The following is a 22,715-nucleotide window of genomic DNA, read 5'->3' as shown; positions in this document are numbered from 1 at the left end:
GCTGGCATGATGTGCGTTTGCCAAACGGTCGTTAGAGAGGCGGGAGATGAGTTCAGACACCGTGGACGGCGATGTGATCGGCGGGGTTCCGCGCCGCCGCATCGTGATCGCATCGATGGTGGGTACCACCATCGAGTTCTACGACTTCTACATCTACGCCACGGCCGCGGTGTCGGTGTTCCCGCACCTGTTCTTCCCCAAGGGTGATTCGACGACGGCGTTGCTGGCGTCGCTGGCCACGTTCGGCCTCGCCTTCGTGGCCCGCCCCGTCGGGTCGATCCTGTTCGGGCATTTCGGCGACCGGGTCGGCCGCAAGGCGACCTTGGTCGCGTCGCTGCTGGTGATGGGAATCGCGACCTTCGTGATCGGCCTGCTGCCCACCTACCACCAGGTCGGCGTGATTGCTCCGGCACTGCTGGCGATCATGCGCTTCTCGCAGGGCTTGGCTCTCGGCGGCGAATGGAGCGGAGCGGCACTGCTGGCGACGGAGACGGCGCAGCCCGGTAAGCGCGGTTGGGCCGCGATGTGGCCGCAACTCGGGGCGCCGATCGGATTCCTGCTGGCCAACGGGCTTTTCGTGGGTCTGCTGTTATGGCACGGGCACAGCAATCTGAAACCCGATCTCGACGGCGCATTTCTGACATGGGCCTGGCGGATACCCTTCCTGCTGAGTGCGGTGATGGTGGCCATCGGCCTGTACGTGCGGTTGCGCCTCATCGAGACGCCCGTGTTCACCCGCGCCGTCGAGCGCGGCGAAAAGGTGAAAACCCCACTGACCGAGGTGTTTCGGACCAGTTGGCGTCAACTGATCATCGGCACCTTCGTGATGCTGGCGACTTACACGATCTTCTATATCGTGACCACCTGGGCGTTGAGCTTCGGCACCGGAAAACGGCCTCCGGATGGTGGGGGACTCGGGTTCGGCTATGTCGATTTCCTGCAACTGCAGCTGATCGCGGTGCTGTTCTTTGCGGCGACGCTGCCCCTTTCGGGTTTGATCTCGGACCGCTTCGGCCGCAGACGCTCGCTGCTGGTCGTCACCATCGGCATCATGGCCTACGGCGGGTTGTTCGCCCCGATGCTCGGCTCCGGCGACACGTCGAAGGGCACCATGCTGCTCTTCTTGATCATCGGAATGACGTTGATGGGCTTCACTTTCGGGCCGATGAGCGCGGTTCTACCTGAACTGTTTCCGACCAATGTGCGCTATACCGGCTCCGGAATCTCCTACAACGTCGCGAGTATCCTCGGCGCCGCGGTTGCGCCGTTCATCGCCACCTGGCTGGCGACGTCCTACGGTGTCGGCTGGGTAGGCCTGTATCTCTTCGTGGCGGCGACGCTCAGCCTCATCGCGATTCTGATCATGCATGAAACCAAGGACGCCTCGCTGGATTCCGTGGCCGAGCCAGATCCGAATACCGTCATCACACCGTAGCTGTCAGCAAAGCAGTCAGGGTTGCCTCAGTCGCGAGTGGTGCGCGTTCACCCGTTGTGATCATGGTTCTGCTTCGGCGGCAACAGTTTCCGCGAAAGCCACACCGCGCCAGCCGCCGAGTGGTTTTCTAGGGACGTGAGCACGGCGACGACGCCGGACACCAGCACCAGCAGAAGCGTGAATCTGGTACTGGCGACGTGGGTGTCGGCCATCAACTTCTGGGCCTGGAACATGATCGGGCCGCTTTCGACCACCTACGCCGGCGACCTGTCGCTGAGCAGTACCGAGGCGTCGATGCTGGTGGCCACGCCGATCCTGGTCGGATCGCTGGGACGCATCGTCATCGGATCGCTCACCGATCGCTACGGCGGACGGACCATGTTCATCGCGGTGTCCGCGGCATCCATCGTGCCGGTCCTGGCGGTGGGGGCTGCGGGCACGGCGGGGTCGTACCCGTTCCTGCTGGTATGCGGCTTCTTCCTCGGCATCGCGGGGACGATCTTCGCGGTCGGCATCCCGTTCGCCAACAGCTGGTATGAAGCCTCGCGCCGTGGCTTCGCGACCGGGGTCTTCGGCATGGGGATGGTCGGTACGGCGCTGTCGGCGTTCTTCACCCCGCGGTTCGTGCGGTGGTTCGGCCTCTTCACCACCCATGTCATCGTCGCGGTCGCGCTGGCGCTGACCGCGGTGGCGTGTGCGCTGGTGATGCGCAATTCTCCGAGTTTCACCCCGAACACCGACCGGGTGGTGCCCAAGCTGATCGTCGCCGCGAAACTTCCGGTCACGTGGGAGATGTCGTTCCTCTACGCGGTCGTTTTCGGCGGTTTCGTAGCGTTCAGCAACTATCTGCCCACGTACATCAAGACGATCTACGGCTTCAGTGCGGTCGACGCGGGTGCGCGCACGGCGGGGTTCGCGTTGGCCGCGGTGCTGGCCCGCCCGGTCGGCGGGGCGCTGGCCGACCGGATCGCGCCCAAGTACGTGGTGCTGGCATCTTTCGCAGGTACCGCGGTGATGGCGTTCATCGCCGTGTTCCAACCGCCGCCGGACGTGTGGTCGGCGGCCACGTTCATCACGCTGGCGATCTTCCTCGGCATCGGTACCGGCGGCGTCTTCGCATGGGTCGCGCGTCGGGCACCCGCACAGTCGCTGGGCTCGGTGACCGGAATCGTGGCCGCGGCGGGCGGGCTCGGCGGCTACTTCCCGCCGCTGGTGATGGGCGCGAGCTACGACTCGGTCGACAACGACTACACCGTCGGTCTGCTTCTCCTGGTTGCCACGGCGGCGATCGCCTTCGGCTACACGGCATTGCGATTGCACGCGCACGAGCCGGAAACCCAACGCAGTAAGGACCCGCCATGACGAAGGCACCGCGCACCGGCGGGCCGATCGAAGAACTACTCGAACGCAGCGGGCGGTTCTTCACACCCGGCGAGTTCTCCGACGACCTGCGCACCGTCACACGGCGCGGTGGCCGCGAGGGCGACGTCTTCTACCGCGACCGCTGGAGCCACGACAAGGTGGTGCGCTCCACCCACGGGGTCAACTGCACCGGATCGTGCTCGTGGAAGATCTACGTCAAGGACGGCATCATCACCTGGGAGACCCAGGAAACCGACTACCCGTCGGTCGGCGCCGACCGGCCCGAGTACGAACCCCGCGGTTGTCCACGCGGCGCGGCATTCTCCTGGTACACCTACTCGCCGACGCGGGTGCGCTACCCGTATGCCCGCGGCGTGCTGGTGGAGATGTATCGCGAAGCCAAGGCCCGGGTCGGCGATCCGGTGCTGGCGTGGGCCGACATCCAGGCCGACCCCGAGCGCCGTCGCCAATACCAGTGCGCCCGCGGCAAGGGCGGCCTGGTGCGCGTGACGTGGGCGGAGGCGACGGAGATGATCGCCGCCGCCCATGTGCACACCATCAAGACCTACGGGCCCGACCGGGTCGCCGGTTTCTCGCCGATACCGGCCATGTCGATGGTCAGCCACGCGGCGGGCTCGCGGTTCGTCGAACTGATCGGTGGAGCGATGACGTCGTTCTACGACTGGTATGCCGACCTGCCGGTGGCCTCACCGCAGGTGTTCGGCGACCAGACCGACGTGCCGGAGTCCGGGGACTGGTGGGACGCCGCCTATCTGATGATGTGGGGTTCCAACGTCCCCGTCACCCGCACCCCGGATGCCCACTGGATGGCCGAGGTGCGCTACCGCGGCACCAAGGTGGTCAGCGTGAGCCCCGACTACGCCGACAACACGAAGTTCGCCGACGAGTGGATGCCTTGCGCGGCGGGCAGCGACGGTGCGTTGGCGATGGCGATGGGCCACGTCATCCTCACCGAATACTATGTGCGCCAGCGTGTCCCGTATTTCGTGGACTATGCGCGCAAGTTCACCGACCTGCCGTTCCTGGTCAAGCTGGAGGAGCGGAATGGCGCGCTGGTGCCCGGAAAGAACCTGACAGCCGCGGATCTCGGCCAGGACGTCGAGAATGCCGCGTTCAAACCGGCCATTCTGGACGGTGCGACGGGAACGGTCGCCGTGCCGCAGGGCTCGCTGGGTTTCCGATTCGGGGACGGCGGTGTCGGCCAGTGGAACCTCGACCTCGAGGGCCTGGTGCCCGCGCTGACGGTGGCGGCCGATATTGGTGAGACCGCGCTGATCCGGTTGCCGCGCTTCGACACCGTCGACGGACACGGTGAAACCCTGGAGCGCGGCGTGCCCGTACGCAGGGTGGGCGAACACCTGGTGTGCACCGTGTTCGACCTGATGCTCGCGCAGTACGGGGTGGCCCGGGACGGCTTGCCGGGCGACTGGCCCACCGGCTACGACGACGCGGGGGTCCCGTACACACCGGCCTGGCAGGAATCGATCACCGGAGTCGCCGCCTCGCAGGCCATCCGGGTGGCGAAGGAGTTCGCGCGCAACGCCGAAGACACCAACGGCCGGTCGATGATCATCATGGGCGCAGGCATCTGTCAGTGGTTCCACGGCGACGCCACCTACCGCGCGGTGCTGGCACTGCTGCTGCTGACCGGATCGATGGGCAGAAACGGCGGCGGCTGGGCACATTACGTCGGGCAGGAGAAGTGCAGGCCGATCACCGGGTGGGCGACGCTGGCGATGGGCACCGACTGGTCGCGCCCGCCTCGGCAGATGGCGGGCACGTCCTACTGGTACGTGCACACCGACCAGTGGCGGTACGACGGGTATCGCGCCGACACGCTCGCCAGCCCACTCGGGCGGGGCCGCTTCGCCGGGAAGCACACCATGGATGTGCTGGCATCGGCGGCCGCGATGGGGTGGTCGCCGTTCTTTCCCCAATTCGACCGGTCCAGCCTCGACGTCGCCGACGACGCGCTGGCCGCGGGTTACGAGAAGTCGCAGATCCCGGAATATGTGGCCGGACAGCTCGCCAGCGGCGCGCTGACGCTGGCCGTCACCGATCCCGACGATCCGGCGAACTGGCCACGCGTGCTGAATGTTTGGCGGGCCAACCTGCTCGGCTCGTCGAGCAAGGGCAACGAGTACTTCCTGCGCCATCTGCTCGGCACCACCTCCAACGTGCAGGCCCAGCCCGGCGAGTTGCGGGCGCGCGACGTCACGTACACCGACGAGATTCCAGAAGGCAAGCTCGACCTGTTGATGTCGATCGACTTCCGGATGACGTCGACGACGCTGCTATCGGATGTGGTGCTGCCCGCCGCGACCTGGTACGAGAAGGCGGACCTGTCCAGCACCGACATGCATCCCTACGTCCACGCCTTCAGCCCGGCCATCGACCCGCCGTGGGAAACCCGTTCGGACTACGACGCTTTCGGGGCGATCGCCAGATCGTTCAGCGCGCTGGCCGCCAAACACCTCGGCACGCGTACCGACGTGGTGCTCGGCACGCTGCAGCACGACACCCCTGGGGCGATGGCGTATCCCGGCGGTACCGAGCATGACTGGCGCGTCATGGGGGAGACCCCGATTCCGGGCAAGACCATGGGACCGATCGCGGTGGTGGAACGCGATTACGCGGCAATCGCCGAAAAGTGGGTGACCCTGGGGCCGCTCGTCGACAGCTTGGGCGTCACCACCAAAGGTGTCACCACCCATCCGAATGCCGAAGTGAGTGAACTGGCAGCCAAGTTCGGGGTGATGGACTCCGGTGCGGCGCAGGGTCGTCCGGCCATGACATCCGCGGAGCGGATGGCCGATGTGATTCTTGCGCTGTCGGGTACATCCAACGGCAGGCTCGCCGTCGAGGGGTTCCGCGAGTTGGAGCGACGGACCGGCCGCAAACTGGTGCACCTGGCCGAGGGCAGCGAGGAACGCCGCATCACCTACGCCGACACGCAGGCGCGGCCGGTGCCGGTGATCACCAGTCCGGAGTGGTCGGGCAGCGAGACCGGTGGCCGCCGCTACGCCCCGTTCACGGTGAACATCGAGGAACTCAAACCGTTCCACACCCTGACCGGTCGGATGCATTTCTACGTCGACCACGACTGGCTGGAAGAACTGGGCGAACAACTGCCGATCTACCGGCCGCCGTTGGACATGTCGCGGCTGTTCGGTGAACCCGCGGTCGGCACTGCCGACGGCATCGGACTGACGGTGCGCTACCTGACCCCGCATTCGAAGTGGTCCATCCACTCCGAGTATCAGGACAACCTGTTCATGCTGTCGTTGTCCCGCGGTGGGCCCGTCATGTGGATGAGTCCGGCGGACGCAGCGAAAATCCAGGTCAACGACAATGATTGGGTCGAGGCCGTCAACCGCAACGGTGTGGTGGTGTGCCGCGCGGCGGTCAGTCACCGAATGCCCGACGGCGTGGTTTTCGTATACCACGCCATGGAGCGCACGATCGATGTGCCGCTCACCGAGACCACCGGAACCCGCGGCGGGATTCACAATTCGCTGACCAGGCTGCTGATCAAACCCAGCCATCTCGCCGGCGGCTATGCGCAGCATTCCTTCGCGTTCAACTACCTCGGTCCGACTGGTAACCAGCGTGACGAGGTGACGGTGGTGCGCCGTCGCTCCCAGGAGGTGAAGTACCGGTGAGAGTCATGGCGCAGATGGCGATGGTGATGAACCTCGACAAATGCATCGGCTGCCATACCTGCTCGGTGACCTGCAAGCAGGCGTGGACCAACAGGTCGGGCACCGAGTATGTGTGGTTCAACAACGTCGAAACCCGTCCGGGCCAGGGATATCCGCGCACCTATGAGGATCAGGAGCGCTGGCACGGGGGATGGCGTCTGGACGGCCGGGGTCGGCTGCGATTGCGCGACGGGGGCCGGCTGTCGAAGTTGTTCCGGATCTTCGCCAACCCCAAGCTGCCGTCCATCGACGACTACTACGAACCGTGGACGTATGACTACGAGAACCTGACCTCCGCGCCGCTCGGGGATCAGATGCCGGTCGCGCCGCCGCGCAGCCTGATCAGCGGCAAGCCGATGAAGGTGTCCTGGTCGGCCAACTGGGATGACGATCTCGCCGGCTCACCCGAAATCGTGCCCGGTGACCCGGTTTTGGCGAAGGTCAGCGAAGAGGTGAAGCTGCAGCTGGAGCAGACGTTCATGTTCTACCTGCCGCGGATCTGCGAGCACTGCCTGAATCCCTCGTGTGTGGCGTCGTGTCCCTCCGGCGCGATGTACAAGCGCAGCGAGGACGGCATCGTGCTGGTCGACCAGGATCGCTGTCGCGGCTGGCGGATGTGTGTGTCCGGCTGCCCCTACAAGAAGGTGTACTTCAACCACAAGACGGGGAAGGCCGAGAAGTGCACGCTGTGCTACCCGCGCATCGAGGTCGGGCTGCCCACTGTCTGTTCCGAAACCTGCGTCGGCCGGTTACGTTATCTGGGCCTGGTGCTCTACGACGTCGACCGCGTGCTCGAGGCGGCATCGGTGGAAGACGAGAAGGATCTGTACGAGGCGCAGCGCCGGATTCTGCTCGACCCCACCGATCCACAGGTCATCGCGGGTGCGCGGGCCGAGGGTATCTCCGACGAATGGATCGAGGCCGCCCAACGGTCGCCGGTGTATGCGCTGATCAACACGTATCAGGTTGCGCTGCCGCTGCATCCGGAATTCCGGACGGTGCCGATGGTGTGGTACATCCCGCCGTTATCGCCGATCGTCGACGCGGTCAGCCGTGACGGCCACGACGGGGAGGATGTCGGCAACCTGTTCGGTGCGCTGGATGCGCTGCGAATCCCGATGGAGTACCTGGCTGGACTGTTCACCGCAGGGGACACCGGCACCGTGGAGAGCGTACTGCGGCGGTTGGCGGCGATGCGTTCGTACATGCGCGACGTGAACCTCGGCCGTGAGACTCAGCCGCACATCCCGGCGGCGGTCGGGATGACCGAAGAGCAGATCTACGCGATGTACCGGCTGCTCGCCCTGGCGAAATACGAGGAGCGCTACGTCATTCCGACGGCCTATGTCGCCGAGGGCAGGCGGCTGGAGGAGACCGACTGCTCGTTGTCGTTCGAGGGCGGACCCGGGATGTACGAATCCGGCCCGTTCGGCGAGGCCAGCGGTGGGCCGGTCCCGGTGGCGGTGGAGACGTTCCATGCGTTGAAACACCGGCAGAGTAACGAGGGCATGGCGGCGAATTCCGAGAACCCGTCGCGGGTGAACCTGCTCAACTGGGACGGTAGGGGAGTGCCGTCGGGAATGTTTCCGGGCGGGAAGTCGTGAAACGGCGCGACCGTGATCTGCAGGACCGCCTGGTGTGGCAGGCGGCGTCACTGTTGTTGGCCTACCCCGACGAGCAGCAGGACCGTCGACTCGACACCGTCGACCGGCTGCGGGACCACATCACCGGCCGACCGGCGACGCTGCTGGGCGAGACGGTCGAGGTGTTGCGTGGTTGGAGGCTCACGCGGGCGGCAACCCATTACGTCGAGACGTTCGACCTGAAACGGCGTTCGACGATGCTGTTGACCTACTGGACCGCGGGGGATACCCGCAACCGCGGTGCGCAGATGCTGTCTTTCGCACAGACCTACCGTGCCGCCGGCGTCCAGCCTCCGAAAGGCGAAGCGCCGGATCACCTTCCGGTCGTGCTGGAGTTCGCCGCGGCAGTCGACCCACATGGTGGACGACGTCTGCTCGTCGACCACCGCGTCCCGATCGATGTGCTGCGACAGGCGCTCGTCGATGCCGGCTCGCCGTACGCGCCCACCGTCACCGCGGTGAGTTCGACGTTGCCCGCCGTCGGCGAACACGACGCGCGACGACTGCTGCACGCCGGGCCGCCCTCCGAAGCGGTTGGTCTGCAACCGTTTCAGTTGACTGTGCCGCCCCGCCGGGTGGAAGGGGGCCGTTGACGATGTCCGGGTGGGAGATCTTCTGGGACGTGGTGCCGTACGTGACGCTCGCGATCGTCATCGTCGGCACCTGGTGGCGCTACCGGTACGACAAGTTCGGCTGGACCACGCGGTCGTCCCAGCTATATGAGTCGCGGCTGCTGCGGATCGGCAGCCCGCTGTTCCACTTCGGAATGCTGGTCGTCATCGTGGGCCACATCATCGGATTGGTGATCCCCGAGTCGTGGACCAACGCGATCATGAGCGACCACGTGTACCACCTGCAAGCGGTGATTCTCGGCGGGATCGCGGGAATCGCGACCCTGACCGGAATCGCACTGCTCATTTATCGCCGCCGGACGACGGGCCCGGTGTTCATGGCGACCACCGTCAATGACAAGGTGATGTACCTCGTTCTGGTGCTGGCGATCATCGCCGGGTTCAGCTGCACGCTGATCGGCGCGACGCCGGAGGGTGCCGAGCACGACTACCGGGAGACGGTCTCACCGTGGTTCCGCTCGATCTGGGTGCTGCAGCCGCGAGGTGATCTGATGGTGCAGGCGCCGTTGTACTTCCACATCCACGTGATGATTGCGCTCGTGCTGTTCTGCATCTGGCCGTTCACCCGGTTGGTGCACGTGTTCAGCGCGCCGATCGGCTACCTGTTCCGGCCCTACATCGTGTACCGCAGCCGTGAGGTGTCCGCCGGCAAGGGGGCCGAGATGGTGGGCTCGCATCCGCGGCGCCCCGGTTGGTGAATCGGGCGGTCAGCCGACGGCCACCGCGTCGACGTCGCCCGCGTCGGCCCCTCTCAGACGGCGGTGCATGGCCCTGGCGATTCGGCCGGCCTGAAGCTTCGCCCGCTCCGCCGCCGGACCCTCGTACATCTCGTCGACGGTGGCCTCCCAGATCGCCAGCCAGCGCGCGAAGTGCTTGGCGTACAACGGATGTCGACTATCGAGTTGCCGATGAACCACCAACGCGTTGCCACGGTAGCGTCCGGCGCGGAACAGGACCGTCTCCCAGAAATCGCACATCACCGGGATATGTGACTCCAGTCCCTGTGCGCGCAACTCGCTGAACGGCTCGGCAAGCACGTCGTCTACGAACACTCGACCGTAGAAGCGTCGCAACAGCACGTCGACGTCATCGCGATCGCTCAGGTCACGGGCCGCTTCACTCATCACAACCCCTTGGTTTTTACAAGAGCAGTTGTATAAACTCTAGCGTATGCCGAGGACGCAGACCATGAGCTCCGCGTCACAGCCGGCGGGTCGTCGCGAAGACGTCCTGGCGGTGCTGAGGCGTGCCGACGGCGCCATGACCATCGTGGATGTCGCCGAACAGCTTGGAGTGCATGCGAACACGGTCCGGTTCCATCTGGAAGCCCTGATCGCCGATGGCAGGGCCGAGCGTGTCGAGCCCGATCAGAAAGGTCCGGGCCGTCCGCCGCTGATGTATCGCGCGGTGCGCGGAATGGACCCCGGCGGGGCGCGCCAATACCGGTTGCTCGCCGAAATCCTCACCCTCGGTCTGGTCGGGCAACGCAACGCGAGTGCCAAGGCGCTCGAAGCCGGACGTGCCTGGGCGGACCGGGTGACCCGTCCGGCCCCGAAGGCGCTGGGCATACGTGCGTCGGTCAATCGGCTCATCGGCCTGCTCGACGACCTCGGGTTCGCACCGCAGCGGTTGGACGCCGACGGTGAGACGAACGTCGGCCTACGCCACTGCCCGTTCCTGGAACTGGCCGAAGACAGCCGGGCCGTCGTCTGCCCGATTCACCTGGGCCTCATGCAGGGCGCACTGAAGACGTGGCGAGCGCCCGTCACCGTCGACAGGTTGGAACCGTTTGTCGAGCCCGACCTGTGCTTGGCCCACGTCACCGTCGAAAGGCAGTCATCATGAGCGCGGGTCTCGCCGCCGCCACCGCATTGACGTTCGTCTGGCTCGGGATGGTACTGGCCATCTCGTTCCTCGAGGCGCCGCTGAAGTTCCGTGCGCCCGGGGTCACGCTGCAGATCGGGCTCGGCATCGGGCGGTTGGTCTTTCGTGCGCTCAACGCGTCCGAAGTGGTGCTGGCCGTCGTCATCGGCGTCGCCTTGGTGCTGAGTCAGCCGCGCACCGGCGTCATCGTGGCGCTGGTCGTCGCCGCCGGCGCTCTTATCGCCCAACTGGTTGGAGTGCGACCGCTTTTGACGCGCCGCTCAAATGCGGTGCTGGCCGGTGGGGACGGACCTCGATCCCGTGCGCACTATGTGTATGTCGGGTTCGAAGCCGTCAAGGTCGTTGCGCTGATCGTGGGCGGAATTCTCCTGCTGTCCAGCTGAATCCGCTCCGGTTGTGTTCAACTCCGCAGCGCTAGCGCGCCCGATCCTTAGACTGCGTTGATGGCCGGTGAACCTGTGGATGTCCTATCGGCGGACGAGAGCTGGAACCTGCTGTCGAGTAGGTCGGTGGGTCGGCTCGTCATGTGCGTCGAGGGCTCCCCGGAGATCTTTCCGGTCAACTACGTCGTGCAGCGCAGGACCGTGCTGTTCCGGACCGCGAACTTCGCCAGCAAGCTGTTCGCCCTCGTGATGAACGCCCGGGTGGTGTTCGAAGCCGACGACTACAACGTGTCGGAAGGCTGGAGCGTCATCGTCAAGGGCTTCGGCCGTGTGCTGCACACCAACGAAGAAATCGAGGAAGCGCAGCGAGCCCAGCTGATGCCGTGGACAGCGGGACGCAAGCCGCGTTTCGTTCGGGTGGATCCGACGGAAATCAGCGGTCGGCGCTTCCGATTCGGACCTTCGGTCGATATCGACTGACCGGGGCTGCCAACGAAGGGACCTTTGCCCCTGCCGTTGAGCTCGGAAAAGGTCGACAGTGGTCCCATGGAGCAATTGACGACGCTCGACGCGGGGTTCTTGCACGCGGAGGACTCCGACCGCCATGTCAGCCTCGCGATCGGTGCAGTCGCCGTCCTCGCCGGGCCGATGCCCGATTTCGATTCGCTGACCGCGACCATCGGTGACCGCGTGTTGTCGGTGCCGAGGTTCACGCAGGTACTGCGGACGCAGCCGCTGGACCTCGGCGCTCCCAGTTGGGTGGAGGATACGGACCTCGATTTCTCCCATCACATTCGGCGGGCGGCGCTGCCGGCTCCCGGAGACGACGCGGCCCTGTCGCGTTGGGTTGCCGACGTCATGGAGCGCCGTCTCGACCGTGACCGCCCGTTGTGGGAGTGCTGGGTGGTCGACGGCCTGTCGCAAAACCGGTGGGCGATCCTGATGAAGGTCCACCATTGCATCGCCGACGGTATCGCGGCCAGCCACCTGCTCTCCCGGATCTGCGACGGCGGGGCGGTCGATACGTTCGCGACCGAAATCCGTGCGGCACAGCGCTCGACGCGCAGACCACGACTGCCGGCGCGCTCGCTCAACCCGATCGATTGGATCGCCGGAGCATGGCGCACATCGCTGAGTGTGACGGCTGCCGCCGCGCACGCGCTGCAGGGGGCGGCCGAGATCGCAGGCGGACTGCTGCGTCCAGCGGCGCCGTCGTCACTGACCGGACCGCTGACCAGTATGCGACGATACGCCTCGGTCGAGGTCTCGCTCGAGGACGTCGAAAAGATCTGCGCCGGCTTCGGTGTGACCGTCAATGACGTTGCGCTGACGGCGATCACGGACAGTTACCGCACGATGCTGCTGAGTCGGGGCGAGCTGCCCCGGCCGGACTCACTGCGCACGCTGGTGCCGGTCTCGGTGCGCTCGGCCGATGCCGCGGACGAAACGGATAACCGCGTCTCGGTCATGTTGCCGTGCCTTCCGGTGGAGAAGGCCGATCCCATCGAGCAGTTGCAGTCCGTGCACGCGCGCCTCATGCGTACGAAGGCAAGCGGACAGCGCCAAGCCGGAAACATCTTCGTCACTGCTGCGAAGGCGGTGCCTTTCCCGTTGACGGCGTGGACCGTGCGTACGTTGACCCGGCTACCTCAGCGCGGTGTCGTCACCCTGGCCACGAACGTGCCGGGTCCGCGAAAGCGCCTCTACGTCAAAGGTCGAGAAGTCGTTCGGCTGCTGCCGATACCCCCGCTGGCGATGAATCTACGCACGGGTATCGCGATCATGAGCTATGCCGACCATCTCGCGTTCGGCATCATCGGCGACTATGACGCGGCGCCCGACGTCGATGAGTTAGCCTGCGGCATAGAGCGTGCAATCGCCCGTTTGACGGCTGTGAGCGGTGGTCACTGGCGCTCCACGCCCGTGGGGACGCTCGCACTGGTACGAGGGAGTTGACGATCATGCCCAACACCAAAGAGCTCGATGTCCTCAACCGTCGCCAGTGTCTGGACCTGTTACAACAGGTTCGCGTGGGCCGACTCGTCTTCACCGAGGACGCGCTCCCCGCGGTGCAACCGGTCAACTTCCGGCTGTGGCACGACGACATCGTGATCCGTGTCGCCGGTGGGCCCAAGCTCGAGGCGGCCACCGACAACCAGGTCGTCGCGTTCGAAGCCGATGAACTCGATCCGGACCTGCGTACCGGATGGAGTGTCACGGTGGTCGGGCATGCGCAGCCGATCACCGATGTCGACGACTTGGTCGAGGTCTCAGGAACTTTCGTGGAGCCGTGGGTGCAGGGCAGGCGCGATCACTTCGTGCGGATCCGGACCGAGAAGATCACGGGACGCCGATTCCGCGAACGCAGTGTGCCGCACTTCGGAAGCGACGCTGACAGCTAGCCGCAAGCGGGTCAGCCCCCGCGTTGGTAAAGGGCGCGGACGGTGTCGATGGTGTCGGCCTCGGCCGGGTTCTTGTCGTCGCGGTACCGCAGCACCCTTGCGAATCGCAGCGCCATTCCGCCGGGGTAGCGCGTCGAGGTCTGCACACCGTCGAGCGCGATCTCGACCACCTGTTCGGGCCGTACCTTGACGACGTAGCCGTCGGTGGGACCGTCGGCCAGCTCGGTGAACCGGGCGGTCTGCCAATCCAGCATGGCGTCGGTCATCCCCTTGAAGGTCTTCCCGAGCATGATGAATTCACCGGTCGCCGGGTCTCTGGCGCCGAGGTGGATGTTGGACAGCTTGCCGGTGCGCCGTCCGGAACCCCATTCGACGGCCAGAACCACGAGGTCGAGGGTGTGCACGGGCTTGACCTTCAGCCAGCCGGCGCCGCGGCGACCCGCCTCGTAGGGTGCGGTGGCCGATTTCGCCATCACACCTTCGTGACCGGCCGCCAGCGTGATGTCGAGAAAGTTCTGCGCCGCGCCCGCGTCATCGGTGATGAGCCGGTCGACCCGATGCGTCTGCGGCACCACGGAATCGAGGACCGCTATGCGCTCGCTGGTCGGCAAGTCGAGCAGGTCGGTGCCGTCGAGATGCAGAAGGTCGAACACGAACACCGACAGCGGTTGGGCGGTTCTCGCCGCGTCGATGTCCACGGAGCGCCCGAAGCGGGACGCGGTGACCTGGAATCGATGTGGCCGGCCGTCGGGGCGCAGTGCTATCGCCTCGGCGTCTGCGATCAAGTCGGTGACGGGGAGCGCCAGCGTCGCGTCGACCACCTCCGGCAGTCGTGCGGTGACGTCGTCGAGGCTGCGCGTGTAGATCGAGACCGAGTCGCCCGACCGGTGGATCTGTACCCGCGCGCCGTCGAGCTTGGCCTCGAAAACCGTTGTACCACCGATACGTTCGAGCGCATCGGTGACACCGGTCGCGGTTTGCGCCAGCATCGGACCGACGGGCCGACCGACCGCGAGCGTGAACTGCTCCAGCGCGGCTTCCCCTCCGGTGAGGGCAGCAGCAGCGACCGCAGGCAGGGCGCCGCCGAGCATCGCTGCGCGCCGCACCGCCGGCGCGGGAACCCCGGCCGCCTTGGCCACCGCGTCCGCCATGACGCCGATCAGCGCGCCCTGCCGTAGCTCACCGCTGAGCAGGCGGCGCAGGAACGTCTGCTCGGCCTCCGTGGCCTGGCCGAACAGTGCGGACACCAACTCCGCCCGCCTAGTCTGCGACCCTTTCCCCGCGACCGCGCCGATCTCGCTGAACCGGGCGTCGACGTCCGCGACCGTGAGCGACGGCTCCGTCGCCGCCGCGGGCAACGACCGAAGCGCGGCCCAGCCGACACCGATCTGACGTTGCGGCAGCTCGCCCGACAGCCAGGACACGACCACCGCCACGAGGCCGGCGTCACCCTCCGCACCGGCCGTGCGCAGGAGCTCGGCGATTCTGGCGATCTTCTTCAGTCGCGCCGAGGTGGCGCCGACCTCGGCCGAGGCGGTGGCGACGTCAAGCAACTGCACGCCATCAGACTGGCACGGGTGTCAGACATGTTCGAGGAGGAGCGATTACTTCACCGCGAACGACACGGTGTGCCAGCCGGTTGCGCCATCGGGAGCCGGGTTCGCGATGTCACCTGTCTGGACGGCGCCGGTGTTGTCGATCGCGCGGACCGAGATGGTGTGCAGCCCCCGCTCGGTGGCCTGCCACGGAAAGCTCCAGAGCCGCCAGGTGTCGTCGGCGTAGTTGGCGCCGAGGTCGGCCCGCTGCCAGTCGCCCTCGTCGATGCGCACCTCGACGGCGCGCACCCCGCGGTTCTGGGCCCAGGCCACCCCACCGAACGTCACCGGTCCCCGGGGCACGTCCTGCCCGCTGCGTGGCACGTCGATGCGGGACTGCGTCTTGATGGGTCCGTGCGCGGACCAGCCCAGCGGCGTCCAGTACCCCTGTGCGCGGTCGAAGCGGGTGAGCTCGAGATCGACGACCCACTTGGTCGCCGACACGTAGCCGTAGAGGCCGGGCACCACCAGTCGCGCGGGATAGCCGTGCTCGGTGGGCAGCGGCTGGCCGTTCATGCCGACCGCAAGGAGGGAGTCGCGGTCGTCGGTGAGTGCCTCGACGGGGCTGCCCGCGGTGAACCCGTCGATCGACTTCGACAGCACCATGTCCGCGTCCGAGTGAATGCCCGCCTCCGCCAACAGGTCCCGCACACGGTACCCCGTCCAGGCCGCGTTGCCGATGAGACTGCCGCCGACGGGATTGGACACGCACGTCAAGGTCACCAGCTTTTCGATGACCTCGAATTTCTCCAGATCCTCGAAGCCGTAGGTGATCTCGCGGTCGACCATGCCGTGGATCCTCAGCTGCCAGTTGGCGCGGCTCAGCTGCGGTACCGACAGCGCGGTGTCGATCCGGTAGAACTCGTCGTTGGGTGTGACGAAGGACGGCAGCGTGACGCCATGCGGTTGGACGGCGGCTGGGACGGACGGTGCGGCCACGTCGATCTTCGGCAGCGCGAAGGCGTTTCGATCGCCGGCGACCGAGGTCGTCAGGCGCGACAGCACGGCGCCGCCGACACCCGCCAGCGCGCCCGCTCCGAGAAACGCGAGCGTGATGAGCGACAGTCGCCTACCGCGGTCCGGCGCGTCGGTCACCGGGTCGCTCTCCGGGGCGTCGGTGAACCGGCCCGAGGTGAGCAGCCGCAGCACTGCGACGCCGCAGACGGTGCCGACCACCGTCGGCAGGATGTCCGCAACGCCGGCTCCCTCCCGCGAAAGCACGGCCGCGCAGCCCGCGACCCCTGCGAGCACGATCGCTGCGCTGCCCACCGGCATGCGACGCGTCTCGTATTGGGCCGTTACTGCCGCAATGCCCGCGATCACCGCCACCACGAGCACCGACAACACCAACTTGTCGGCCATGCCGAAGGTCTGGATGGCCCATTCCTTGACGGGGCCGGGCGTCAGGTCGATGACGGTCGATCCGACCGCGGTGCGCGCGTCGGCCTCCGGGCCGAACAGGACGGCGAGCAGTTGGGTCACCCCGAGCGCCACCGCCGCCGCCGCGATACCTGCCATCGCCTTGGCGCCGCGCGCGGTCATGACGCCAAGCTACCCACGCACCGACCCGAAAGGCTTACCAAAAAATGACATCGGATAGGTTGCTTTACGGTTTGGGCACTTTTTGGAAAGGAAGCCACAATGGAGATCGAAGGCAAGAACGCCATCATCGTGGGCGGGGCGTCGGGCTTCGGCAAAGCCACGGCGGAACTGCTGGCCAAGCGCGGCGCGAACGTCGCGGTGCTGGACCGCCCGCAGTCGAAGGGCAAGGAAGTCGCCGACGCGATCGGCGGCTCGTTCTTCGAGGTCGACGTCACCGACTTCGAGGGCACCGAGAAGGTGCTGCAGCAGGCCATCGACAAGCTCGGCGGTCTGCACATCATCGTCACGACTGCCGGCGGCGGCGCCGCCGAGCGCACCGTCAAGAAGGACGGGCCGCACAGCCTGGACACGTTCCGCAAGTGCATCGATCTGAACCTGATCGGCACGTTCAACATCAGCCGGCTGGCCGGTTGGCAGATGAGCAAGCAGGACCTGGTCGACGACGAGCAGGAAGAGCGCGGCGTCATCATCAACACCGCCTCGATCGCGGCGTTCGAGGGTCAGATCGGGCAGGTCGCCTACACCGCGGCCAAGGCCGCGATCGCGGGCATGTCCCTGACCATGGCCCGCGACCTGGGCAGCCTGGGCATCCGGGCGCTGGCGATCGCGCCGAGCCTGTTCGCCACCGGTCTCACCGAGGGCATTCCCGACGAGTTCGCCAAGGCGCTGACGAAGGACGCGGCGTTCCCGAAGCGGCTGGGCAAGCCGGAGGAGTACGCGAAGCTGGTCGCGGCGATCGTCGAGAACCCGATGCTCAACGGGCAGTGCCTGCGGCTGGACGCGGGCCAGCGCTTCGCCCCCAAGTAATTCGGTGATTTCGGTGTAGTTGGTCGCGCTCAGCACGACTAACTACACCGAAATCGCATAGGGTGGCCGGGTGGCGACCGTCGCCGATCACGTCATCGACGCTCTGAAGGTCAGCGGGGTGCGCCGCGTCTACGGGCTACCCGGCGACAGCCTCAACGGCTTCACCGACGCGATCCGCCGTAGCGGCGAAATCACCTGGGAGCATGTCCGTCACGAGGAGACCGCAGGCTTCGCCGCCGCGGCCGATGCGGCGCTCACCGGCGGCCTCGCCGTCTGCGCGGGCAGCTGCGGCCCCGGCAACCTGCACCTGATCAACGGACTGTTCGACGCGCAGCGCAGCCGCGTCCCCGTGCTCGCGATCGCGGCGCACATCCCGCGCACCGAGATCGGTTCGGAGTATTTCCAGGAGACGCACCCGCAGGACCTGTTCCGCGAGTGCAGTGTGTACCGCGAACTCGTCAGCACACCCGAGATGGCACCGCGCATCCTCGAGATGGCGATGCGCGCGGCCGTCGAGGAGAACGGCGTCGCGGTCGTCGTCATCCCCGGTGAGATCTTTCTCCAACGCGCCGACGCCTCCGCGTGGAACGCGCGCCCGGTTCTCCCGTCGCGGTCGGTGGTGCGCCCCGACGACGAGTCGCTGCGGCAGGCCGCCGCCATACTCAACGACGCCCAGGCGGTCACGATCCTGGGCGGCGCCGGGGTGGCCGGCTCGCACGAAGCCCTGGTGAGCCTGGCGGCGACGCTGAACGCGCCGATCGTGCATGCGCTGCGCGGCAAGGAGTTCATCGAATACGACAACCCATACGACGTCGGCATGACCGGGCTGCTCGGTTTCGCCTCCGGCTACAAGGCGATCAAGGAATCCGACGCGCTGCTGATGCTGGGCACCGACTTCCCGTACCAGCAGTTCTATCCCGACGACGCGAAGGTCATCCAGGTCGACATCCGCGGCCGCAACATCGGCCGGCGCACGCCCGTCGACCTCGGGCTCGTGGGTACCGTCAAGGACACGCTGGCGGCGCTGGCACCGCTGTTGCGGCAGAAGGCCGAGCGTGAGCACCTCGATCGGTCCCTGCGCCATTACGCCAAGACCCGCAAACGCCTGGACGAGCTGGCCGTCAACGATCGCGACCGGACGCCGATCCGGCCCGAATACGTTGCCGGCCTTGCTAATCGGCTGGCTGCCGACGATGCGGTGTTCACGGCGGACGTGGGGTCGCCGGTGGTATGGGCGGCGCGATACCTCACGATGAACGGCCGTCGACGACTCATCGGGTCGTTCAACCACGGCACGATGGCGTGCGCGCTGCCGCTGGCGATCGGCGCGCAGACCGCCTACCGCGACCGCCAAGTGGTTGCGCTCGCCGGCGACGGCGGGCTGACGATGATGTTCGGTGAGCTCGTGACGCTGATCCAGAACCGGCTGCCGGTCAAGCTGATCGTGTTCAACAACTCCTCGTTGAACTTCGTCGAACTGGAGATGAAGGCCGCGGGCATCGTCAACTTCGGCACCGATCTGGTGAACCCAGACTTTGCCGCCGTGGCGCAGGCAATGGGAATCTTCGGCCGCCGCGTTGAGCAACCGGCCGATCTGGAGCAGGCGCTAGTGGACGCATTCGCCCACGACGGGCCCGCGCTCGTCGACGTGGTGACGGCCCGACAGGAGCTGTCGATTCCGCCGGCGATCACCGTTGAGCAGGCGAAAGGCTTCTCGCTGTACGCCATCCGCACGATCCTCGCCGGGCGCGGTGATGAGCTGCTCGATCTGGTGACGACGAATGTCGCGCGACGAATTCTCGACTGATCCGATTCAGCTGCGCACTTACCGCAAAATTTCTGATCTTGGCCGCTAATGTTCGCGCATGCGCACATGGGTGGCCGCGGTGGCGGCCGTTGTCCTGCTCGTGGCCGGCTGCGGCGGTGGCGCCAAATCGCAGTCGGCGGCTCAGGGTGAGAAGAAGGATGGGGCGCCGGACACCAGCACCGTGAAGATCGACGGTGACGCGTCGGCGCCGGTAAACAAGGTCGCGATCAAGGCGATCGCGGACCTCGAGAAGTATTGGGGCGAACAGTTTCCCAAGCTCTACGACAAGGAATTCGAGCAGATCGCGGGCGGCTACTACGCCGTCACCGAGGAGAGCCCCGCTCCGCCGTGCACGACCGAAGCCGCGGAGGTCGCGGGTAACGCGTTCTACTGCTCGACCGAGGACGTCGTGGCGTGGGACGCCCAGGGGCTGCTTCCCGACTTGCAGGACAAGTACGGCGAATTCGTCATCGCGGTCGTGATGGCGCACGAATGGGGCCACGCGGTTCAGGCTCGGTCGCACTTCACCGCGCGCACCGTCACGAGCGAGCTGCAAGCCGACTGCTTCGCCGGCGCGTGGTCCCGACATGCGCACGACGACAAGGTGTTCGACATCAACGCCGCGAACTTGGACACCGCCCTCGCAGGTGTCCTCGACCTGCGAGACAACCCCGGCACGTCCAAGATCGACCCGAACGCCCACGGCAGCGGGTTCGACCGCGTCAGCGCATTCCAGGACGGCTTCGACAACGGGCTCGACAAGTGCAAGGACTACCGCGACGACGAGCCGATGGTGCTCGAACTGCCCTTCAACGACGACGAGGACGAGTCGCGCGGAGGCGACGCGCCCTACGACTCGATCGTCAACGGCGTGCCGTATGACATCGAGGACTACTTCACGCAGGTCTACCCGGAGCTCTCCGACGGCAAGGAGTGGCCGCCGCTGCGGTCCATCGAGCCGTTCGATCCCGCCAAGCCGCCGATGTGCGGCGACCAGTCGGCCGAGGGATACTCGCTGTTCTATTGCGTGCCAGAGGATTACGTGGCATGGGACAACGTCGACGCCATGCCGCAGGTGTACCGGCAGGGCGGCGATTACGCGGTCACCACGCTGCTGGCCACGCAGTGGGGATTGGCGGCGTTGACGAGGTTGGGTGACGAGTCCGACGAGAAGACGTCGACGTTGCGCGGGGACTGCCTCGCCGGTGGCTATACGGCCAGCGTCATCCTCTACAACCGTCCCGAAACCAGCACGTTCCACATCTCGCCTGGCGACCTCGACGAGGGCATCAAGGCGCTGCTGGTGTTCCGCGGTGACGGCGATGTCGAACGCCAGGGTGCCGGCTGGGCCAGGGTCAAGGCGTTCCGTCAGGGTGTGATCGACGGAGCCGTATCGTGCCTGAACTATCAGGCGTAGCAAGTGACCTGACAATATGTCTGCATGCCCGATGACGCGCAGCAGCTACCGACACTGAGCGACGAGGACCAAGCCACCCTGCAGCAGTGGGTGCAACAGCAGGGGCTGGGCTCCACCGTCACCGACGTCGAACCGCTCACCGGCGGGACGCAGAACATCGTGGTGCGACTGCACATCGACGGCCGTCCGATGGTGCTGCGTCGTCCGCCGCTTCACCCGCGGCCGACGAGCGACAAGACGATGCTGCGCGAGATCGCGGCGCTGCGCACGCTCGCGGGTACGGACGTCCCGCATCCCGGCTTCATCGCCGGCTGCGAAGACCCCAGCGTGCTCGGCGTCGTGTTCTACCTGATGGAGGAGATCGACGGCTTCAACCCCGGCGCCGAGGTGTCCGAGGCATATGCCCGCGACGAGACGCTGCGACACGACGTCGGCCTGTCGTACGCCGCGAGCCTGGCCCGGTTGGGTAACGCCGAATGGCGGGGCAAGCCGCTCGAGGAGCTGCGGCGGCCGGGGTCGTTTGTAGAGCGCCAGGTTCCGCAGTTCCTCCGGCTGCTGGGGAGCTACCGGCACGACAACTACGACCCCGAATCGCTGGCGGTCACCGACCTCGCCGACTGGCTACAGGCCAACCTTCCCCCGGAGGGCGAGCCCGGAATCATGCACGGCGACCCGCACATGAGCAACGTCCTGCTGCGACGGGACAAGCCCGAGTTGGCGGCGTTCGTGGACTGGGAGATGTGCACCGTCGGAGACCCGCTGCTGGACATGGGCTGGATGCTGATCACCTGGCCGCTGAACACCAGCATGATCACGGCCGGCGCCGCGCTGGCCGCGCTCGGCGGGCTGGCCAGCAGAAGGGAACTGCTCGAGGCCTACTTGAACGCCGGCGGGCGGGAGACGCCGCACCTCGACTGGTACATGGCGATGGCGTGTTTCAAGCTCGGCGTCGTCATCGAGGGCACGTGGTCGCGCTATCTGATGGGTAAGGCGAGCCGTGACGCGGGGGAGGCGTTGCACGCCAGCGCGCAGAACCTCATCGACGTCGGCACGCGGGTTGTCAAGGGCGACAACCCGTTCGACCTGACCTAGCTTCTTCGCGAGCATACGCAAAAGTCCCCGCACACGCCGCGAAAGACGGGCAGTTTGCGCCTGCTCGCGGGTCTAACCGTAGGCGTCGATCCCGAGCTTGACGGCCAACGCCAGCCCCGCCGCGCCGATCGCCAAGCGCATCGGCTTCGCAGGTGCGTGACGCACGACGACGGGCCCCAGCCGCGAACCCGCCAGGCAACCAAGTCCGAGGGGGATCACCGCCGACCACTGCACCGGTGCCGCCACGATGAAGATGACCGCAGCGACGACGTTGGCGATACCGAGGACGACGTTCTTGCCCGCGTTGGCGTGAGCCAGCGTCGGCCCACCTGTGCGCAGCAACACCGCGATCAGCAGCACTCCGGCGGCGGCACCGAAATAGCCTCCGTAGATACAGATTCCGAAGATCGCGACCCATTCGACCAAAGCCGTCACCGCGTGCCTGCGATAGGTGGCAACGGTCACTTCCCTGCGAGGGCGGGTGGGGATGACTATCGCGACCGAGGCGAATCCGAGGAGAAGCGGCACCACCTTCTCGAAACCCTCGGCGGGTAGCGACAACAACAGGACCGCACCCACCACGCCGCCCAGCGCCGCGGCCGGGGCGATCCGTTTGAGCCAGGCGCCCTGGCCCTTGAGTTCGGGGCGTGAGCCCAGGACCGAGCCGATTCCGTTGAACACCACGGCGACGGTGTTGGTCACGTTGGCGGTGACCGGCGGGAGGCCGACCATCAGCAGGGCGGGGTAGGTGGCCACCGACGCCAAGCCCGCGATGCTGCCGGTGAGGCCACCGAGCACCCCTGCCGCGGCGAGAAAAGCCGCATCCCACCACGTCATCGGGCGCACACGTTACGCGGCCGAAGGCGGGGCGTCGCGCCGGGAGATGCTCGAAAAGCCGTTTGCGCGGCCCGTCCGGCGGCGTCTAATATCGC

At 66.6% G+C, this 22,715-nt stretch carries 19 protein-coding genes; 15 read left to right on the top strand and 4 right to left on the bottom strand.

Features of this window, described 5'->3' with window-relative positions; genetic code table 11:
* Positions 1-46 precede the first annotated feature (46 nt).
* The 6 genes from G6N43_RS22130 to narI all read left to right on the top strand — a co-directional run bounded on the left by G6N43_RS22130 (position 47) and on the right by narI (position 9,492).
* The gene (locus tag G6N43_RS22130) at positions 47-1,435 is read left to right on the top strand and encodes an MFS transporter (protein ID WP_083150378.1); all 1,389 of its coding nucleotides are present in this window, start codon (positions 47-49) and stop codon (positions 1,433-1,435) included.
* Between the two features lie 135 nt (positions 1,436-1,570).
* The gene (locus G6N43_RS22125; protein ID WP_083150379.1) at positions 1,571-2,797 is read left to right on the top strand and encodes a nitrate/nitrite transporter; all 1,227 of its coding nucleotides are present in this window, start codon (positions 1,571-1,573) and stop codon (positions 2,795-2,797) included.
* Positions 2,794-6,480, top strand: coding sequence for a nitrate reductase subunit alpha (locus G6N43_RS22120; protein ID WP_083150380.1), 3,687 nt, complete (start codon positions 2,794-2,796; stop codon positions 6,478-6,480). The genes G6N43_RS22125 and G6N43_RS22120 overlap by 4 nt, the downstream gene beginning before the upstream one ends.
* Positions 6,477-8,123: a nitrate reductase subunit beta gene (gene narH, locus G6N43_RS22115; RefSeq protein WP_083150381.1), complete on the top strand. Its 1,647-nt coding sequence runs from the start codon at positions 6,477-6,479 to the stop codon at positions 8,121-8,123. The genes G6N43_RS22120 and narH overlap by 4 nt, the downstream gene beginning before the upstream one ends.
* Entirely contained in the window at positions 8,120-8,755 is a 636-nt protein-coding gene (gene narJ, locus G6N43_RS22110) for a nitrate reductase molybdenum cofactor assembly chaperone (protein WP_179967910.1), read from the top strand. The genes narH and narJ overlap by 4 nt, the downstream gene beginning before the upstream one ends.
* Positions 8,756-8,757: 2 nt before the next feature.
* The gene (gene narI, locus G6N43_RS22105; RefSeq protein WP_083150382.1) at positions 8,758-9,492 is read left to right on the top strand and encodes a respiratory nitrate reductase subunit gamma; all 735 of its coding nucleotides are present in this window, start codon (positions 8,758-8,760) and stop codon (positions 9,490-9,492) included.
* A gap of 9 nt (positions 9,493-9,501) precedes the next feature.
* Here the strand turns inward: narI and G6N43_RS22100 are convergent, their stop codons facing one another.
* On the bottom strand, positions 9,502-9,918 hold the full coding sequence (locus tag G6N43_RS22100; protein ID WP_083150383.1) for a group III truncated hemoglobin: 417 nt from the start codon (positions 9,916-9,918) through the stop codon (positions 9,502-9,504).
* Between the two features lie 64 nt (positions 9,919-9,982).
* Here G6N43_RS22100 and G6N43_RS22095 point away from each other — a divergent pair, with 64 nt between their 5' ends.
* The 5 genes from G6N43_RS22095 (at position 9,983) to G6N43_RS22075 (ending at position 13,463) form a co-directional block, all read left to right on the top strand.
* Entirely contained in the window at positions 9,983-10,639 is a 657-nt protein-coding gene (locus G6N43_RS22095; RefSeq protein WP_110810331.1) for a helix-turn-helix transcriptional regulator, read from the top strand.
* Positions 10,636-11,061 (top strand): hypothetical protein, encoded by a 426-nt coding sequence (locus G6N43_RS22090; RefSeq protein ID WP_083150385.1) that lies wholly within the window; start codon positions 10,636-10,638, stop codon positions 11,059-11,061. The genes G6N43_RS22095 and G6N43_RS22090 overlap by 4 nt, the downstream gene beginning before the upstream one ends.
* A 57-nt stretch (positions 11,062-11,118) precedes the next feature.
* The gene (locus tag G6N43_RS22085; protein ID WP_083150386.1) at positions 11,119-11,541 is read left to right on the top strand and encodes a pyridoxamine 5'-phosphate oxidase family protein; all 423 of its coding nucleotides are present in this window, start codon (positions 11,119-11,121) and stop codon (positions 11,539-11,541) included.
* Between the two features lie 66 nt (positions 11,542-11,607).
* The gene (locus tag G6N43_RS22080; protein WP_083150387.1) at positions 11,608-13,017 is read left to right on the top strand and encodes a WS/DGAT/MGAT family O-acyltransferase; all 1,410 of its coding nucleotides are present in this window, start codon (positions 11,608-11,610) and stop codon (positions 13,015-13,017) included.
* 5 nt (positions 13,018-13,022) lie between these two features.
* Positions 13,023-13,463: a pyridoxamine 5'-phosphate oxidase family protein gene (locus G6N43_RS22075; protein WP_083150388.1), complete on the top strand. Its 441-nt coding sequence runs from the start codon at positions 13,023-13,025 to the stop codon at positions 13,461-13,463.
* An 11-nt stretch (positions 13,464-13,474) separates the two neighbouring features.
* On the opposite strand, the gene G6N43_RS22070 is transcribed toward G6N43_RS22075, so the two are convergent.
* Together G6N43_RS22070 and G6N43_RS22065 are read right to left on the bottom strand one after the other, a co-directional pair.
* The gene (locus tag G6N43_RS22070; RefSeq protein ID WP_083150389.1) at positions 13,475-15,022 is read right to left on the bottom strand and encodes an ATP-dependent DNA ligase; all 1,548 of its coding nucleotides are present in this window, start codon (positions 15,020-15,022) and stop codon (positions 13,475-13,477) included.
* Positions 15,023-15,067: 45 nt separating this feature from the next.
* Positions 15,068-16,600, bottom strand: a complete 1,533-nt coding sequence (locus G6N43_RS22065; RefSeq protein WP_083150390.1) for a molybdopterin-dependent oxidoreductase — start codon at positions 16,598-16,600, stop codon at positions 15,068-15,070.
* A gap of 99 nt (positions 16,601-16,699) precedes the next feature.
* On the opposite strand from G6N43_RS22065, the gene G6N43_RS22060 reads away from it, so the two are divergent.
* The 4 genes from G6N43_RS22060 (at position 16,700) to G6N43_RS22045 (ending at position 21,783) form a co-directional block, all read left to right on the top strand.
* On the top strand, positions 16,700-17,467 hold the full coding sequence (locus G6N43_RS22060; protein WP_083150391.1) for an SDR family NAD(P)-dependent oxidoreductase: 768 nt from the start codon (positions 16,700-16,702) through the stop codon (positions 17,465-17,467).
* A gap of 70 nt (positions 17,468-17,537) precedes the next feature.
* The gene (poxB, locus tag G6N43_RS22055; RefSeq protein ID WP_083150392.1) at positions 17,538-19,274 is read left to right on the top strand and encodes a ubiquinone-dependent pyruvate dehydrogenase; all 1,737 of its coding nucleotides are present in this window, start codon (positions 17,538-17,540) and stop codon (positions 19,272-19,274) included.
* A 58-nt stretch (positions 19,275-19,332) separates the two neighbouring features.
* Positions 19,333-20,691, top strand: a complete 1,359-nt coding sequence (locus G6N43_RS22050) for a neutral zinc metallopeptidase (protein WP_083150393.1) — start codon at positions 19,333-19,335, stop codon at positions 20,689-20,691.
* A 24-nt stretch (positions 20,692-20,715) separates the two neighbouring features.
* Positions 20,716-21,783 (top strand): phosphotransferase family protein, encoded by a 1,068-nt coding sequence (locus G6N43_RS22045; RefSeq protein ID WP_083150394.1) that lies wholly within the window; start codon positions 20,716-20,718, stop codon positions 21,781-21,783.
* Positions 21,784-21,855: 72 nt separating this feature from the next.
* On the opposite strand, the gene G6N43_RS22040 is transcribed toward G6N43_RS22045, so the two are convergent.
* Complete coding sequence (locus tag G6N43_RS22040; protein ID WP_083150395.1) at positions 21,856-22,620, bottom strand: sulfite exporter TauE/SafE family protein; 765 nt, start codon at positions 22,618-22,620, stop codon at positions 21,856-21,858.
* Positions 22,621-22,715 lie beyond the last annotated feature (95 nt).

The organism is Mycolicibacterium moriokaense (assembly GCF_010726085.1).
Lineage (GTDB): Bacteria > Actinomycetota > Actinomycetes > Mycobacteriales > Mycobacteriaceae > Mycobacterium > Mycobacterium moriokaense.
This window is presented reverse-complemented; position numbering and strand designations above follow the sequence as displayed.